Source organism: Streptomyces sp. UC4497, from assembly GCF_054871485.1.
This window is the reverse complement of sequence record NZ_JBTYHB010000004.1, coordinates 308,965-324,360: the sequence shown is the minus strand read 5'-3', so window position 1 is coordinate 324,360 and position 15,396 is coordinate 308,965. Positions and strand designations below refer to the sequence as shown.

Below are 15,396 nucleotides of genomic sequence, written 5' to 3'. Positions count from 1 at the left end.
GCGAGCCCCGTCACCGGTACCCGAGCCCGAACCCCCGCTCGTACAGCGGATACGCCGTGTCATCGGGAACGTCGCCCCGCTGCGCCTCCACCTCCTTCATCGAGGACGGCAGCTCGAAGGGGAGTCGGCCGTTCGGGGTCCGGTCGCCGAAGAGCGTGTCGAGCAGGACGGTGTCGGAGACGCCGAAGTTGGCCAGGACCGCGTCGGCGGTGCGGGTGATGTTGGTCAGGATCAAGGGGCGGGTCAGTTTGGGGACGGCGACCGTCGGGGTGCCGCTGGATGCGGCCTTGCGCAGGGCCTGGTAGGCGGGGTCGGAGGTGGGGAACTCCAGGCCCGTGAGGTCGGATCCGGCCCTCGGGTCCGCGAGGCGGACCACCGCCAGGTCGGCGTCGGCCGGGTCGTCGACCACCTTCAGGCCGCGCGCCTTCGCCTCGTCGGCGGAGACGCCGTGCAGGTACACGGTGCGGACCTGGTCGCCGCGCGCGGGCAGGGTTCGGTCGCTGTTCTTGAGGAGGGTGAGGGAGTCGGACTGGGCCTTGTCGCCCACCGCCTGGAACGCGGCGTTGCCGACCAGGCGTCCGGCCGCCTCCTCGTCCACGTACGGGTTCTCGAACAGGCCGAGGCGGAATTTCTGCTCCAGCACGCGGCGGGCCGCTTCGTTCACCCGCTGCTCGCCGACCAGTTTCTGCCGTACGGCCTGGACGACGTACGAGGGTTGGTCGCTGCCGCCGATCTGGTCGACGCCCGCGTTCAGGGTGAGCGCCGTGCGCCGGAGGATGGACTGGTTCTCGACACCCCAGGGCATGCCGACGCCCCACGGTCCGATGAAGGACGCCGGGGGCCTGTTGTCGAGGCACTGTTGCGGGCAGTCGCCGGTGATGCCCCAGTCCGAGACGATGACGCCGTCGAATTTGTAGGTGCCTCGGAGGAGGTCCTTCAGGAGGTACGAGTTGAAGCCCGCGCCCACCTGGTCCAGTTTGTGGCCCTTGTACGTGAGGTCCTTGAGGATCGAGTACGTGGGCATGATGCCTGAGGTGCGCGCGGCGAACGCGCCCTTGAACGGCGTGATGTGGTCGGCGAAGTTCTTGCCGGGGAACGTGGCGTAGCGGCCGTAGTAGTAGTGGCTGTCGTAGCCGTTCGCCTGGGCGCCGTAGCCCACCCAGTGTTTCGTGACGGTGGCCGCGCTGTCCGGGCCGAGGCCGTCGGCGCCGTGCTGCATTCCCTTGACGTAGGCGTTCACTTGGCGGCCCGCGGTCTCCGGGTCCGAGCCGAAGGTGCCGTCGATGCGGGTCCAGCGGGGCTCGGTCGCGATGTCGGCCTGCGGCGACAGGCCTTCGGTGATGCCCACGGCCCGGTACTCGCGGCGGACGATGTCACCGAGCCGCTCGGTGAGGCGCGTGTTGTGGGCGGCGGCGATGCCGATGGCGTCGGGCATGGCCGTCGTGCCCGCGCCGGCGACGGTCTGGCCCTCGACCACGGAGAACCCGTTGCGCGGGTCGGTGGAGATCACGGCGGGGATGCCGAGGCGTTGCTTCTCGGCGATCGCCTGCACGCTGTTGTTGGCCGCGGCGACCTTCTCCGGCGACTTCGACAGGCGGGTGATGGCGGTGGTGACGTGGCGTTCGCCGACCAGTTGGGCCGTCGCGGCCGGGTCGTAGCCGTCGCCCGATGTGGGGAGGTTGCCGTGGACGAGGAGGCCCGCCTTCTCCTCCAGGGTCATCCGGGACAGCAGGTCGCGGGCCCGTGCGGTGGCGCTCAGGCGCCAGTCCTCGTAGGGCGTGAGGCGGCCGTCGCGGTTCAGGTCGCGGAAGCGGATGCCTTCCTTGGCCAGGATCGGTACGTCGCGTGATCCCAGGTGGGGCGCGGCGGACGGTTTCCCGTGGGCGCCGGCCGGGGCGGTGAGCATGCCCGGCTGGGCGACGAGGGCGGCGACCGTGGTGACGGCGGCCCCGAGGGCCAGTCTTCGCCGGCCACCCGTGGGGTGATTGCGTGAACGCATGCGTTCCTCTCCATCGAGGTCCACTTGAGCGTGTGCAAGGCCCCCTACAGCCGATTCGCCGCCTGACGGGCGACGGCAGCGGAGGGCCACGTCTTCATGCTGTGAAGCGATAGATCACCGGAGCGCCTTCAAAGTAGGTTGCAGGTTCAAGTAATACAAGAGCTGTGACAAGCGAAGTCCTCTGCGTCCCCTGGCTGTTGGCGGGAGGTAGTGCCCACCCGCCCCCGGCCACGCCCTCCCCGACCCACGGCCTCTACGATCAGGTGGCGCTTCGCCGTCGAACGCCCGAGCCTGCCCGGCCGAGTTCGACGCCGGGCGCCCACGTCGTCCGCCGCCCAGCGGTGACGTCGGGTATCGAGCAGTCGAGGAGAGGAACGTCATGCGTGCTCGGAACATCGGTGCGGCGGCCGCCACCGCGTTGGCGGTGGTCGCTGCCCGCGACCTCGTGCAGAAGAAGCACGCACTGCTGCGGAACTTCCCCGTGATCGGGCACGCCCGGTACCTGCTGGAGACGATCGGCCCTGAGCTGCGCCAGTACGTCGTGACGTCCAACGACGAGGAGCGCCCCTTCAGCCGCGACCAACGCAGCTGGATCTACGCGTCGGCGAAAGAAGAGAACAACTACTTCGGGTTCGGCACCGACAACGACGTCGAGCACGTGCAGGGCCACGCGTACGTCAAGCAGCGCACGTTCGCCGGTTCGCTCCCCGACCTGCACGACCCGCAGGCCCCGCTGCCCTCGGCCAAGGTGCTCGGAGGGCCGCGCGGGCGCGCCAAGGCGTTCCGGCCCGCGAGCGTCGTGAACATCTCGGCGATGAGCTTCGGTTCGCTGTCCGGCGCGGCGATCACGGCGCTCAACAAGGGTGCGGCGCTGGCCGGCACGATGCACAACACCGGCGAGGGCGGCCTCTCCTCGTACCACCGCAGCGGCGGTGACCTGATCCTCCAGATCGGCACGTCGTACTTCGGCTGCCGCAACGAGGACGGCACGTTCAACCTCGACAAGCTCAAGGCCGTCGTCGACAGCGCGCCCGTCAAGGCGCTGGAGATCAAGCTCTCGCAGGGTGCCAAGCCGGGGCTCGGCGGGTTGCTGCCGGGCGCGAAGGTGACCCCCGAGATCGCCGAGGTGCGCGGCATCCCCGCCGGCAAGGACTGCGCCTCGCCCTCGCGGCACACCGCGTTCCACGACGTGGACTCGCTGCTGGACTTCGTGGAGCTGCTCGCCACCGAGACCGGGCTCCCGGTCGGCATCAAGAGCGCCGTCGGCGAGATGAGCTTCTGGGAGGAGCTCGCCACCCTGATGGCGCGCGGTGACCGCGGCGTCGACTTCGTGACCATCGACGGCGGGGAGGGTGGCACCGGCGCCGCTCCCCTGATCTTCAGCGACTCGGTGTCGCTGCCGTTCCGGATGGGCTTCTCGCGCGTCTACAGCGCGTTCGCCGAGCGCGGCCTGACCGACCGGCTCACCTTCATCGGCTCCGGCAAGCTCGGCCTGCCCGAGAACGCCGCGGTCGCCTTCGCCCTGGGCGTCGACATGATCAACGTGGCCCGCGAGGCGATGTTGTCCATAGGGTGCATCCAGGCGCAGAAGTGCCACACCGACAAGTGCCCCACCGGCATCGCCACCCAGGACCCGTGGCTGGTGCGCGGCCTCGACGCACCCTCGAAGGCCACCCGCGCCGCCATGTATCTGCGCACCCTGCGCAAGGAGTTGCTGAAGGTGTCGGGCGCGGTCGGCGTCGCCCACCCGTCGCTCATCACGCCCGATGACATCGACATCATGAACGGCGACTACGACGCCCGTACGCTGGCGAGCGTCTACGGCTACAAGGCCGGCTGGGGTGAACTCGGCACGGACCTCGCCCAGGAGATCACCGAACTCCTCACCACGCAGCCGGAGCCGGAGCCCAAGCCGGGCGTCTGAGCCGGCTGTCGGATAGTGCCCCGCCCGACGGTGACCGGCGACGTTCACCCGTCCCTGTCACCGTCGGCGCGCCCAGCGTCAGCCCGTGTGCCGCGTGCGCAGCAGGTGCGGTCCGAGGTCGGCGATCGTCGCGGCCCCGATGAGCTGCATGGTCACCTCGATCTCCCTGGCGAGCAGTTCGACGGCTCGTGACACACCTTCGCGGCCGCCGGCCATCAGCCCGTACAGGTACGCGCGTCCGATGAGGGTGAAGTCGGCGCCGGCGCAGAGGGCGGCGACGATGTCGGCGCCGGACATGATGCCGGAGTCGAGGATGATCTCCACGTCGTCGCCGGCCTCGGCCCGCACCTCGGGCAGGGCGTGGAACGAGACGGGTGCGCGGTCGAGTTGGCGTCCGCCGTGGTTGGACACGACGAGGCCGTCGGCGCCCGCATCGAGCGAGCGGCGCGTGTCCTCGGCCGTGAGGACGCCCTTGACGAACAGCTTCCCCGGCCACTGGGACCGGATCCACTCCAGGTCCTCGATCGACAGGGTCGGGTCGAACATCGAGTTGATGAGCGTCGGCAGGTCCTGGCTCGTACCGGACAGCGAGGCGAAGCTGAGCGGGTCGGTGGTGAGGAAGTTGAACCACCACTCGGGCCGGTACGACGCGTCGAGCACGGTCTTGAGGGTGAGCCTCGGCGGGATCACCATGCCGTTGCGGGCGTCGCGCAGCCGCTGCCCCGCCACCGGGGTGTCCACGGTGACAAGCAGTGTGTCGAAGCCGCTCGCCGTGGCCCGCTGGAGGAGGTCGAGCGACTTCTGCCGGTCCTTCCAGAGGTACAGCTGGAACCAGCGGCGCCCGTCCGGCGCCGTAGCGGCGACGTGTTCGAGGGAGCGGGTGCCCATGGTCGACAGGGAGAACGGGATGCCGGCCTTGGCGGCCGCGACGGCTCCGGCGTCCTCACCCTCGGCGTGCATGAAGCGCGTGAACCCGGTGGGTGCGATCCCGAACGGCAACTCGGACGACGCGCCCGCGATCCGTGTGCTCAGATCCACCTTCTCGGTCCCGTGCAGGATGCGCGGCAGAAGCACGACGTCGTCAAACGCCCTGCGCGCCCGACGCACCGTCAACTCCCGCTGCGCGGCGCCGTCCACGTAGTCGAACGCGGGGCGGGGTGTACGTCGCCTGGCTATCGCGCGCAGGTCCCACACGTCGGCGGCCCTCCCGAGCCGGGCGGCACGCCTGTCGGGGTTGAACCCGTCGAACTTCAGCAGGGGGCGCAGCTCGGAGATCTGTGGCAGCCGGTGTTTCATGGGGTCCTCCTGCGGTGCGTGACGAATGCGGTCCTGCGGGCGGTCGTGGCGTCGGACGATGCGCCGTGGACGATGCGCCCGTGGACGGCAAATTACAGGGCCACGATCCGTGGCCCCTGCCGGACGGCACGGTGGCGGCCGTGGCGGCGGCCGTGATGCTTGACCTGGAGTCGCCCGCTGGGGTGCACACCGCCGCGGAGCCGTAGGGTTCTCACCAGTCGGCCTCGCGGCATGTGAGGACCGCGTGCCGACCCAGGACCTGGTCCGAGCGACAGGCCCTGGTTCCCTGCCCCCTCGCACTCTTCTGGAGATCCGATGTACGCAGTCACCGACCCGGCCACCGGCGAGCTCGTCGAGACCTACCCCACCGCCACCGACGCCGAGGTGGCCGCGGCCGTCGACGCCGCGCACCAGGCCACCGCGTGGGGGCGCACCAGCACCGTGGCCGAGCGTGCCGCGCTGCTGCGTCGCCTCGGCGATCTGCACGCCGAGCACCGCACCGAGCTGGCGGACAGCATCGTGCGGGAGATGGGCAAGCCGCGCGACGAGGCGGAGGGTGAGGTCGACTTCTGTGTGGACATCTACCACTACTACGCCGACCACGCCGAGGAGTACCTCGCCGACGAGGCGGTGAACGTGACCTCCGGTCCCGGTCGCGCGGTCGTCCGCCGCAGCCCGGTCGGCGTGCTTCTCGGCATCATGCCGTGGAACTTCCCCGCCTACCAGGTCGCCCGGTTCGCCGCCCCGAACCTCGCCATCGGCAACACCATCGTCCTCAAGCACGCCCCGCAGTGTCCCGCCACGGCGGCGCTCCTGGAGAAGCTGTGCGGCGAGGCGGGCTTCCCGGCCGGCGCGTACGTCAACGTCTACGCCACCAACGAGCAGATCGCCGATGTCATCGCCGACCCGCGCGTGCAGGGTGTCTCGCTCACCGGTTCGGAGCGGGCCGGCGCCGCGGTCGCCGAGATCGCCGGGCGGAACCTGAAGAAGGTCGTCCTCGAGCTGGGCGGCTCCGACCCGTTCGTCGTGCTGTCCGCCGACGACCTCGACGCGGTCGTGGAGTCCGCGGTCGCCGCCCGCCTCGACAACACCGGTCAGGCCTGCAACGCCGCCAAGCGCTTCGTCGTCGTCTCCGACCTGTACGACGCGTTCGTGGAGAAGTTCGCCGCCCAGCTCCTCGCGCGCCAGTCCGGCGCCCCGCTGTCCTCCGTGGCCGCGGCCGACAACCTGGAGCGCCAGGTCGCGGCGGCCGTCGCCGAGGGCGCCACGCTGCACACCGAGGGCAAGCGCGACGGCGCCCACTACCCGGCCGGCGTCCTCACGGGCCTGACCACCGAGCACGCGACGGCCCGCCAGGAACTGTTCGGCCCCGTCGCCATGGTCTTCAAGGCCGCCGACGAGGACGACGCCCTGCGGATCGCCAACGACACCCCGTACGGCCTCGGTTCGTACGTCTTCACCACCGACGCCGACCAGGCCCAGCGGGTCGCGGACCGTATCGAGGCCGGCATGGTCTTCATCAACGGTGTCGGTGCCGAGGGCGCGGAGCTCTCCTTCGGTGGCGTCAAGCGCTCCGGATTCGGCCGTGAGCTGGGCCGTCCGGGCATCGAGGAGTTCGTGAACAAGAAGCTCATCCGCACGGTCGCGTAAGCCTCAGCGCACAGCCAGGCAGACGACGGTGGCGTCGACGGGATCCGTCCGGTCGACGCCACCGGTGGTGGAGGGGGCGTGGGGTGAGCGAGGGGTTCAAGCGGCGTGAGCCGAGCCAGTGGGGCGAGGGGGCGGCGCTCAAGGACGAGATCCTGAGGACCGCGGCACGGATGCTGATGGAGTCGGGCAGAGAAGGGGATCTGTCGCTGCGGGCGGTGGCTCGCGCAGTCGGCATCTCCGCGCCCAGCATCTAGGAGCCGAAGTCGCCTCATCGGCAAGGGCGTTGGGCGCGCGGGTCCCCCTCGTCGAGCCCGCCCCGCTCCCCCTCGCCCACGCCGTCGGCCACGACGTGGGCGCCCACCTGGCGCAGGTGCACCGTGAGCACGCCGCCCCCGGCGTGTACGCGGCCGGGGACGTCGCCCGCCGGCACAACCCGCTGTTCGGCACGAGCACGCGTACGGCCACCTCCGGGGGCACGACGAGGCGCGCGTCGTGGAAGGGGCCCTGTCGGAGGGCCGCTTCCTCGTCGCCTACCGCAGCGGTACGACCCTGACCGGGGTCCTGGCCGTCGGCATGCCGCCCAAGGAACTGCGCCGCTGGCGCACGGCCATCGGCGCGCGGGCCGACTGGCAGACACAGGTGGCGTCCTCCGTGCCACCGGATTCCCGTTACGAAAGGGGCTGAGCGGTCCCGAGCAGCGCCGACGGACGGACCGCCCCGACGGGTTCGCCGTGTCCGAGGACGGGTGCCTCGGTCAGCGCCGCCAGTCGGGGATCGGAGTCGACGTCGACTCCGAGGTGGCGCAGCGCGGCGGTCATCACCACGGGGCGGGGCCGCTGTCCGCCGTCCGCGATCTTGAGGGCGACGGCGGAGCCGTCCGGGCGGGCGAGCGCGTAGACGCCCTCCGCCCCGTCCTTGGCGACGACGCCGGGGAGCGCCCGCATGAGGGTGGTGACGTCGCGGCCGGTGCCGCCCACGTACTCGGGGTGGGTGTTCATCGCCGTCGCCACCCGCTTCTCGTGGGTGCCGTCGGCCGCGGTGGCCATCTTCGCGAAGGCGCGCGCCAGGCCGGTGAGGGTGAGCGCGAACAGCGGGGCGCCGCAGCCGTCGACGCCGACCGCGGTCGACTTCTCCCCCGCGAGGTCCTCCAGGGCGTCGCGCAGGGCGAGTTGCAGGGGGTGCCCGGGGTCGAGGTAGTCCTCGACGGTCCACCCCGCCGCCACGCAGGTGGCGAGCATCGCCGCGTGCTTGCCCGAGCAGTTCATCGTGATCCGGCTGGGGCCGAGCCCGGCGGCGAGGTGCGCGGGCTGCGCGTCGGCGCCGATGGGCAGCGCCGCGGTGCACCGCAGGGCGTCCTCGGTCAGTCCCGCTCCCGCGAGGATCCGGCGCACCCCGTCGAGGTGGAAGGCCTCGCCCGAGTGGCTGGCGCAGGCGAGGGCGAGGAGTTCGCCGTCGAGGTCGAGACCCGCGCGGAGCATGCCGACGGCCTGGAGCGGCTTGTTGGACGACCGCGGGTACATGGGGCTGTCGACGGGGCCGGCCGCGAGTACGGCGGCGCCGTCCGCGTCGAGCACGACGACGGAGCCATGGTGCACGGACTCGAGGAAGTCACCGCGCCACACCTCGGCGAGCACGGGCCACTCCGGCCGCGAAACCGGTGACTCGGGCGTGGACGTGCTGGGGGCTGCGGCAGTCATGAGTGTCCTTCGACGGTCGGTGGTGCGGGCCCCGGACGGGGGCCTCACAGGTCTTCAAGTGTCGACAGTTATCAGTTTCAGCAGCAAGTGTCGACAGTTGTCCGCCATGAAAGACGGTTACCGAGAGGCCTTGACAGGGGGTTCGGGACGGCTGTCCACTGACGTCTGTCGACACTTCGGCAGCGTGTTTCGGCAGATCAACGCCATCCGTTGCCGGCACCGCCCGCTCTTTGTCCTTCGGAGGTTCCCGTGACCGGACTGATCCACCGTCGTCTGGCGGGACAGGTGGTCGAGATGCTGCGCGAGCAGATCCTCACCGGTGTGCTGCCGTCCGGCTCCCGCCTGAACGAGGTGGAGATCGCCCGCGATCTCGGCATCAGCCGCAGTCCGCTGCGCGAGGCCATCGGCCAGCTGGTGAGCGACGGGCTGCTGGTGCACGTGCCCAACAAGGGAGCCGCCGTCCTGACGGCGGGCCCCGAGGACGTGGCGGCCCTCTTCGAGCTGCGCTCGGCGCTCGAATGCCGGGCGGCACGCCTGGCCGCGCTCCGCAGGCAGCCCAAGGAGGTGGCCCGCCTGCGCAAGGTGTGCGTACGCTCCCGCACGGCGCGCGAGACGGGACGCAAACTCCCGTACAACCTCGACCTCGACTTCCACCGTCTGCTGATGGAGGCTGCGCACAGCCCCCGTATCGCCGAGCAGGTGTGGCTGGTTCAGCAGCAGGTGATCGTGCTGCGCAGCGGGCTCGTGTCGCGGCCCGCCCACACGGAGGCCTCGCTGTCCGACCACGAGGCGATGGCCGAGGCGGTCGCGGACGGCGACGCCGAGCTCGCCGCGAGCCTGATGGAGGCCCATCTCTCCCTGGTGGAGACCGAGTTGCTGCACTCCCTCCAGTCGGACACGCCGCACGCGGACCGCGGCGAGGGGGCCACGCCCGCGCGCCGCCGCGCGGGCCGAGCGGAGGCGACGTGACACCCCGGCCAAGCCCTCGCGCCCTGGGGATCGTCCCGGGCACGCTGCTGCCCGGCCCCTCGAACTCCCTGACCGACGTACGAGGTGTCCGCGTGGGACACCTCACCCTTCACCACGACGACGAGGCGCAGCCGGCGCGGACGGGCGTGACCGTCGTCGTCCCCGCCCCCGGCTCGGTGTTCCGCCACAAGCCGGCTGCCGGCCTGGACGTCGTCAACGGGTTCGGCAAGGCCGCCGGACTCAGTCAAGTCGTCGAACTCGGCGTCCTGGAAACACCGTTGGCGCTGACGAACACGCTCGGCGTCGGGGCCGCCTTCGAGGGCCTGACCCGGCACGCGCTGCGCGAGCACCCGGAGATCGGCGTCTCCACGGGCACCGTCAACCCTGTGGTCCTGGAGTGCAACGACGGTTGGCTCAACGACATCCGCGGGCTTCTCGTACGCCCGCGTCATGTCCTCGACGCGCTGGCCTCGGCGTCCGAAGGGCCGGTGGCGGAAGGGGCCGTGGGGGCGGGCACCGGAATGGTGTCCTTCGGGTGGAAGGCCGGCATCGGTTCGAGTTCGCGGCTCGTGGACACCGGTGACGGCGGCGATGGCGGTAATGGCAGCCGCTTCACCGTGGGCGTCCTCGTCCTCGCCAACTTCGGCCGTGCGGCGGATCTGACGGTGCTCGGCGCGCCGGTCGGCCGCCACCTCACACCTCAACAGGCCGAGGAGCAGGCCGAGTTCGCCCGCGGCGCCGGCTCCTGTGTCGTCCTCGTCGCCACGGACGCCCCGGCGGACGCCCGCCAGCTGCGGCGCATCGCCAAGCGCGCCTCGGTCGGTCTGGCCCGCACCGGAGGCATCATCCAGCACGGCAGCGGCGAGTACGCCCTGGCCTGGTCCACGACGAACCGCACACCCCACGTACCCTCCGGGCCCGTCCGCACCACCTCGGCCCTGGCGGAGGACGGCCCCCTGATGGACCTCATGTTCCGGGCCGTCGCCGAGGCGACGGAGGAAGCCGTCCTCTGCTCCCTGTTCGCCGCGCACCCGGTGACCGGCATCCGAGGACACCACGCACCCGCGCTGCCCACGGACCGCGTGGCCCAACTGCTCGGCAATCCCGAGCTGTTGGTCCACCGGGGCGCGCCGCCGGAGCCCACCCCGTAAGAGCTCCGCACCCCGAACACACCCCACAGCCCCAGACATCGGAGCAGGTCTCCGGCCGCCCGGCATGCCCGGCGGCCCGGCCCGGCCTGCCCTCAACCACTCCCGACCTGCCCTCAACCACCCCGGAAAGAGCGAACCATGCCCGAAACCGCGCCGGTCGCGGCGCCGCGCCGGACCCCCACCTTCCTCCAGGCCCTCGCGCCGATCGCCGTGATGATCGCGCTGCTGGTGGTCGGCACGGTCTGGCTCGGCCTCGATCCCGTGATCCTGCTCATCGTCGCCTCGAGCTTCGCCGGGGTGTACGCGCTGTGGTTCGGTCTGAGCTGGGAGCAGATGCTCATCGGCATCCGCCGCAAGATCGACTCGACCATGCCCGCGCTGTTGATCCTGATCTCGATCGGCATGCTCACCGGCACCTGGATGATCAGCGGAACGATCCCCATGGTCGTGGACTACGGGCTCCAGGTGATCGAACCCCACTGGATCCTCCCCGTGTCGTTCCTGGTCACCGTGGTCGTCTCCACGCTCACGGGAACGTCGTGGGGCTCGGTCGGCACGGTCGGCGTCGCGCTCATCAGCGTCGCGGGCGGCCTCGGCGCCTCGCTGCCCATGACGGCCGGGGCGATCGTCGCGGGCGCCTACTTCGGCGACAAGATGTCACCGCTGTCGGACACGACCAACCTCGCCCCGGTCGTCGCGGGCGCCAACCTCTTCGAGCACATCCGCCACCTCCTGTACACCACGGTGCCCGCTGCGGTCGTGTCGCTGATCGCCTACTTCTTCCTCGGCCTGGGCATGGACACGGGCTCCTCGCAGGGCGCGGGCAAGCAGACGGAGGAGTTGCTCGGTTTCCTGGGCAAGGCGTTCACCTTCAGCCCGCTGCTCCTGCTGCCGCCTCTCGTGGTCCTGGTGGGGGCCGTGCTGCGCAAGCCGCCGCTGCCGACGATCATTCTGTCGTCGGTGGTGGCCGCGGTCCTGGGCGGCGTGGTGCAGGGCTTCTCCCTGTCCGAACTGAGCACCGCCGCGTCCGAGGGCTTCAACTCCGACATGCTCGCCGCGCACGGTTGGGACGCACAGGCCATCCCGGAGACGGCCCGGACCCTCCTCGACCGCGGCGGACTCTCCTCCATGACGAGCGTCGTCCTCATCGGCCTCGCGGGCTTCGCGTTCGCCGGCATCATCACCGAGGCCGGCTTCATGGACGTCCTGATCACGCGCCTGCTGCACCGCGTCCGGCGTACCGGAGGCATCATCCTGGCGACGGTGGGGTCGTCGATCGGCGTCGCGCTGGCCACCGGCACCTCGTACCTGACGATCCTCATCCCCGGCGAGGGCTTCAAGCAGGTCTACGCCGACAAGGGCCTGGCCCCCAAGAACCTCTCCCGCACCCTGGAGGACTCCGGCACGGTGATGGTGCCGCTGATCCCCTGGAGCGAGGCCGCGATGTACATGTCGACGACGCTGGGCGTGGCGACGATCTCGTACGCGCCCTACGCCTTCCTCTGCTACCTGGGCGCGGTGTTCGCGGTGATCTGCGGCTACACCGGCATCGGCATCGCCCGCAGCACCACGGGTCCGGCTTCCCGGTCCACGTCCACGGAGTCGGCCGCCTCCGCGCCCGTCTCCTGACGTCCACCTCCTCGCGGCGGGTTCACCGGCTCCGGGCGCTCAAGGCGTGCGACAGCGCGCTCACGCTGATGTCGACGACCGTACGGAGCTCCTCCTGGCTCGCCCCGGCCCGGCTCGTCACGGCCAGGGACAGGTTCACCGCCGCGAGGTGCACCGCGAAGTCCTCGGCCTCCCCCTCGGTCAGCCCCGCATCGCCCAACGCGGTCCGCAGTCGCGCACGCTGAAGGCCCAGCGCCTCGGTCGCCCGTGCGGCGATGGCGGGGCTGAGCACCGGTGACGCCATCGCGGTCTGGGCGATCAGACATCCGTCGGGTACGTCGGGGTCGGCGATGCGCTCCAGGGTGACCTCGAAGAACGCCCGTACCGCCTGGAGCGGTTCCTCGGACGCACGGGACAGCGCCTGGTCGTACCTGTCTCCGTACCGCGCGGCGTAGCGGTCCAGGCAGCGCAGGTAGAGCGCGTCCTTGTCGCCGAAGGAGGAGTAGAGGGAGCTGCGGTTCAGTCCGGTCGTCCTGGAGAGGTCGTCGACCGACGTGTCGGCGTGTCCGGCCCGCCAGAACTGGACCATCGCCGCGTCGAGCACGGTGCCCACGTCGAACTGCTTCTTCCCGGCCATCACGCATGCACCTCGTTCTCGGACCTGCCGTTGTGGCACTTCAGCCGTTGTGGCGCTGCCCATCCTATCTTGAACTAATCAGTTCAAGATGACGTAGGGTCGAGGCATGACCGACGACGCCGCCATGACCATGGCCCCGAACAGCTCCCGCCGCTCCCGCGAAGAGAACCCGCTCCCCGGGCTGCCGCTGCACGACCTCGCGGGTTTCACCCACCGCTGGGTCGACGCGGCGGGCATCCGGCTGCACGCCGTGGAAGGCGGCCGGTCGGCCGGCCCCACCGTCGTGCTGCTCGCCGGATTCCCGCAGACCTGGTGGGCCTGGCGCAAGGTGATGCCAGGCCTTGCCGAGCGCTTCCACGTGATCGCGCTCGATCTGCCGGGGCAGGGTCACTCCGAGCGCCCTCAGGGGAACTACGACACCCACACCGTCGCCTCGCACGTCCAGGCCGCACTGGACGCGCTCGACGTGCCGAAGTACTGGCTCGTCGCCCACGACATCGGGGCATGGGTCGCCTTCTCGCTCGCCCTGAAGCACGAGGAGCGCCTGCACGGTGTCGCTCTGCTCGACGCCGGCATTCCCGGGATCACCCTCCCGGACTCGATCCCCACCGATCCCGAACGGGCCTGGAAGACCTGGCACTTCGCGTTCCACCTGGTGCCCGAACTGCCCGAGACCCTCCTCACCGGCCGCGAGCGCGAGTACGTCGAATGGTTCCTCAAGGCCAAGACGCTCCTGCCGGACGTCTTCGACGGCGCGGAGATCGACCACTACGCCGCCGCCATCGCGGCCGAGGGCGGACTGCGGGCGCCCCTCGCCTACTACCGCGACGCGGCGGAGTCGGCGCGCAAGAACCATGAGGCTCTTGAGCGGGGGAAGCTGACCGTCCCGGTCCTGGGGGTCTCCAGCTCCCATGGCTCGATCCCCGACATGGCCGCCTCGATCGGCCCGTGGGCGGAGAACGCGACCGGTGCCTTCATCCCGGAGGCCGGGCACTTCATCCCCGACGAGCAGCCCGGCGCGACGGTGGACGCGTTGACCGCGTTCATCGAACGCGAGCGTGTCGGATAGTTCGCCGCCACCCGGCGGCCGGGTCAGCCCCGCGGCTCCCGGCCCGCCGCGGCCAGCACCCGGGCCGCCTCACGGACCGCCGCCGTGTTCGCCTTGCCCTGCCGGGACCCCGCCAGCTTGGCCTTGATGTGGTCGCGGACGGTGATCGGCTCGTAGGCGAGTCCCGCGTCGGCGTCGAGGTGGCTGGGGAGGGTGGCGATGACCGCGTCGATGTTGCCGTCGTGGAAGTACGCCACCGAGCGGCGCCGCTTGATGGCCCCGTCGACGATCGGCGGCTTGACCCGGTGCAGGGTCGACATCCAGCGGTCGTTGGTGAGGCGGGCGGTGAGGTCGCCGAGGCTGACCAGGAGGGCGCCCTCGGCCGGGGACACGTCGTGCCAGACGCCGTCGGAACCGAGCACCTGGAGTCCGGCGACGCGGTCCGCCCACAACACGGTGACCAGGCCGAAGTCGGTGTGCTCGCCCATGCCGGTCAGGTCTCCGTCGAGGGTGACGGTGCCTTCCGGGAGCGCGTAGTTGTTCATCCGGAGGACGTCCACGGAGTGGTCGGTGAGCGCCTCGAAGTGGCCGGGCTCCAGGCCGAGGGCGTCGCCGAAGGCGCGGGTCAGGACACGGGCGACGCGGCCCGCGTGGGCGAAGTAGGCCTGCACGCGCGACTCGAAGGCGTCGAGTTCGTCGGGCCACACGTTGCGGCCGTAGTCATCCTCGGAGAGGTTCAGGCCGGGGAAGGAGCGGGCCTCGGTGCCGACGTTGAACGCCTCGAAGAAGTCGTTCATCCGGGATGCCGACTCGACGCCGAGGCTGAGGCTGAGCGACTCGCTCTTGGGCGGACTGTACCCGCGGTTGGCGCCCGTGACCCGGTAGGCGTTCTTGCGCTCGGCCGGCAGCGCGAAGAAGTCGTCGACGGCGCCCGCCAGTCCGTCGAGCACCGTGTCCGGGACACCGTGCCCGAGGATCTGCACGAAGCCCACGCGGGTGCAGGCATCGTCGAGGGCGCGGGCCACGCGGGCCAGATCCTCGGCCGAACCCCCGTCCACGTAAGGGGCGATGTCGACGACGGGGACCTCGAACGGAGTCGTCGCGGTCGGTTCGGGCACGGGCGTCTCCCTTGGTGAGGGCCTCGACGGGCGGTCGCCGACATTTTCATGCCAACTGTTACCGGGAACATTTTCCTCGTACGGTCCACGCCGTTTCGGCAGCGTAACGCGCCCAGTTGACCGCCCACCACACCGACCTCCGCACACTTGAGGTCCCCACCCTCTCCACACTTCGGGCACGTACGGCAGGATGTGCGCAGTGCGCCCCCGACCGCGATTCCGGTCGGCGCGCCGCCTCCGGCCCCGAACAAGCAGGTACCACGTGACGAAGCATCACATATCCGCCCCGACCGCAGCGT

Annotated in this window: 14 protein-coding genes; 9 read left to right on the top strand and 5 right to left on the bottom strand. The window is 70.9% G+C overall.

What is annotated here, in order from left to right:
• Positions 1–10 precede the first annotated feature (10 nt).
• Positions 11–1,999 (bottom strand): glycoside hydrolase family 3 protein, encoded by a 1,989-nt coding sequence (locus ACYSUO_RS08640; protein ID WP_461775451.1) that lies wholly within the window; start codon positions 1,997–1,999, stop codon positions 11–13.
• A gap of 379 nt (positions 2,000–2,378) precedes the next feature.
• Here ACYSUO_RS08640 and ACYSUO_RS08635 point away from each other — a divergent pair, with 379 nt between their 5' ends.
• Positions 2,379–3,923 carry an FMN-binding glutamate synthase family protein gene (locus ACYSUO_RS08635; protein ID WP_461775450.1) on the top strand — a complete coding sequence of 515 codons (1,545 nt, stop codon included), beginning with the start codon at positions 2,379–2,381 and terminating at the stop codon, positions 3,921–3,923.
• Between the two features lie 78 nt (positions 3,924–4,001).
• Here the strand turns inward: ACYSUO_RS08635 and ACYSUO_RS08630 are convergent, their stop codons facing one another.
• Complete coding sequence (locus tag ACYSUO_RS08630; protein WP_461775449.1) at positions 4,002–5,219, bottom strand: alpha-hydroxy acid oxidase; 1,218 nt, start codon at positions 5,217–5,219, stop codon at positions 4,002–4,004.
• 80 nt (positions 5,220–5,299) lie between these two features.
• Between ACYSUO_RS08630 and ACYSUO_RS08625 the strand changes: the two genes are divergently transcribed.
• From ACYSUO_RS08625 to ACYSUO_RS08610, 4 genes are all read left to right on the top strand, one after another.
• Complete coding sequence (locus tag ACYSUO_RS08625) at positions 5,300–5,425, top strand: hypothetical protein (protein ID WP_461775448.1); 126 nt, start codon at positions 5,300–5,302, stop codon at positions 5,423–5,425.
• Between the two features lie 109 nt (positions 5,426–5,534).
• The gene (locus ACYSUO_RS08620) at positions 5,535–6,869 is read left to right on the top strand and encodes an NAD-dependent succinate-semialdehyde dehydrogenase (protein WP_461775447.1); all 1,335 of its coding nucleotides are present in this window, start codon (positions 5,535–5,537) and stop codon (positions 6,867–6,869) included.
• Between the two features lie 83 nt (positions 6,870–6,952).
• Entirely contained in the window at positions 6,953–7,123 is a 171-nt protein-coding gene (locus tag ACYSUO_RS08615) for a hypothetical protein (protein ID WP_461775446.1), read from the top strand.
• 238 nt (positions 7,124–7,361) lie between these two features.
• Positions 7,362–7,553 carry a hypothetical protein gene (locus tag ACYSUO_RS08610; protein WP_461775445.1) on the top strand — a complete coding sequence of 64 codons (192 nt, stop codon included), beginning with the start codon at positions 7,362–7,364 and terminating at the stop codon, positions 7,551–7,553.
• Here the strand turns inward: ACYSUO_RS08610 and ACYSUO_RS08605 are convergent.
• Entirely contained in the window at positions 7,538–8,566 is a 1,029-nt protein-coding gene (locus ACYSUO_RS08605; protein WP_461775444.1) for an asparaginase, read from the bottom strand. The two genes, ACYSUO_RS08610 and ACYSUO_RS08605, sit on opposite strands and share 16 nt — an antisense overlap.
• 249 nt (positions 8,567–8,815) lie before the next feature.
• Between ACYSUO_RS08605 and ACYSUO_RS08600 the strand changes: the two genes are divergently transcribed.
• The 3 genes from ACYSUO_RS08600 to nhaC all read left to right on the top strand — a co-directional run bounded on the left by ACYSUO_RS08600 (position 8,816) and on the right by nhaC (position 12,315).
• Positions 8,816–9,535 (top strand): GntR family transcriptional regulator, encoded by a 720-nt coding sequence (locus tag ACYSUO_RS08600; RefSeq protein WP_461775443.1) that lies wholly within the window; start codon positions 8,816–8,818, stop codon positions 9,533–9,535.
• Complete coding sequence (locus ACYSUO_RS08595; RefSeq protein WP_461775442.1) at positions 9,532–10,686, top strand: DmpA family aminopeptidase; 1,155 nt, start codon at positions 9,532–9,534, stop codon at positions 10,684–10,686. Before ACYSUO_RS08600 ends, ACYSUO_RS08595 begins: the two co-directional genes overlap by 4 nt.
• 138 nt (positions 10,687–10,824) lie before the next feature.
• Positions 10,825–12,315 carry a Na+/H+ antiporter NhaC gene (gene nhaC, locus ACYSUO_RS08590; RefSeq protein WP_461775441.1) on the top strand — a complete coding sequence of 497 codons (1,491 nt, stop codon included), beginning with the start codon at positions 10,825–10,827 and terminating at the stop codon, positions 12,313–12,315.
• A 22-nt stretch (positions 12,316–12,337) separates the two neighbouring features.
• Here nhaC and ACYSUO_RS08585 read toward each other — a convergent pair whose 3' ends face one another.
• Positions 12,338–12,931, bottom strand: a complete 594-nt coding sequence (locus ACYSUO_RS08585) for a TetR/AcrR family transcriptional regulator (protein WP_461775440.1) — start codon at positions 12,929–12,931, stop codon at positions 12,338–12,340.
• Positions 12,932–13,037: 106 nt separating this feature from the next.
• Between ACYSUO_RS08585 and ACYSUO_RS08580 the strand changes: the two genes are divergently transcribed.
• On the top strand, positions 13,038–14,000 hold the full coding sequence (locus tag ACYSUO_RS08580; RefSeq protein WP_461775439.1) for an alpha/beta fold hydrolase: 963 nt from the start codon (positions 13,038–13,040) through the stop codon (positions 13,998–14,000).
• Positions 14,001–14,023: 23 nt separating this feature from the next.
• Here ACYSUO_RS08580 and ACYSUO_RS08575 read toward each other — a convergent pair whose 3' ends face one another.
• Positions 14,024–15,097 carry an isopenicillin N synthase family dioxygenase gene (locus ACYSUO_RS08575; RefSeq protein ID WP_461775438.1) on the bottom strand — a complete coding sequence of 358 codons (1,074 nt, stop codon included), beginning with the start codon at positions 15,095–15,097 and terminating at the stop codon, positions 14,024–14,026.
• Between the last annotated feature and the right edge of the window lie 299 nt (positions 15,098–15,396).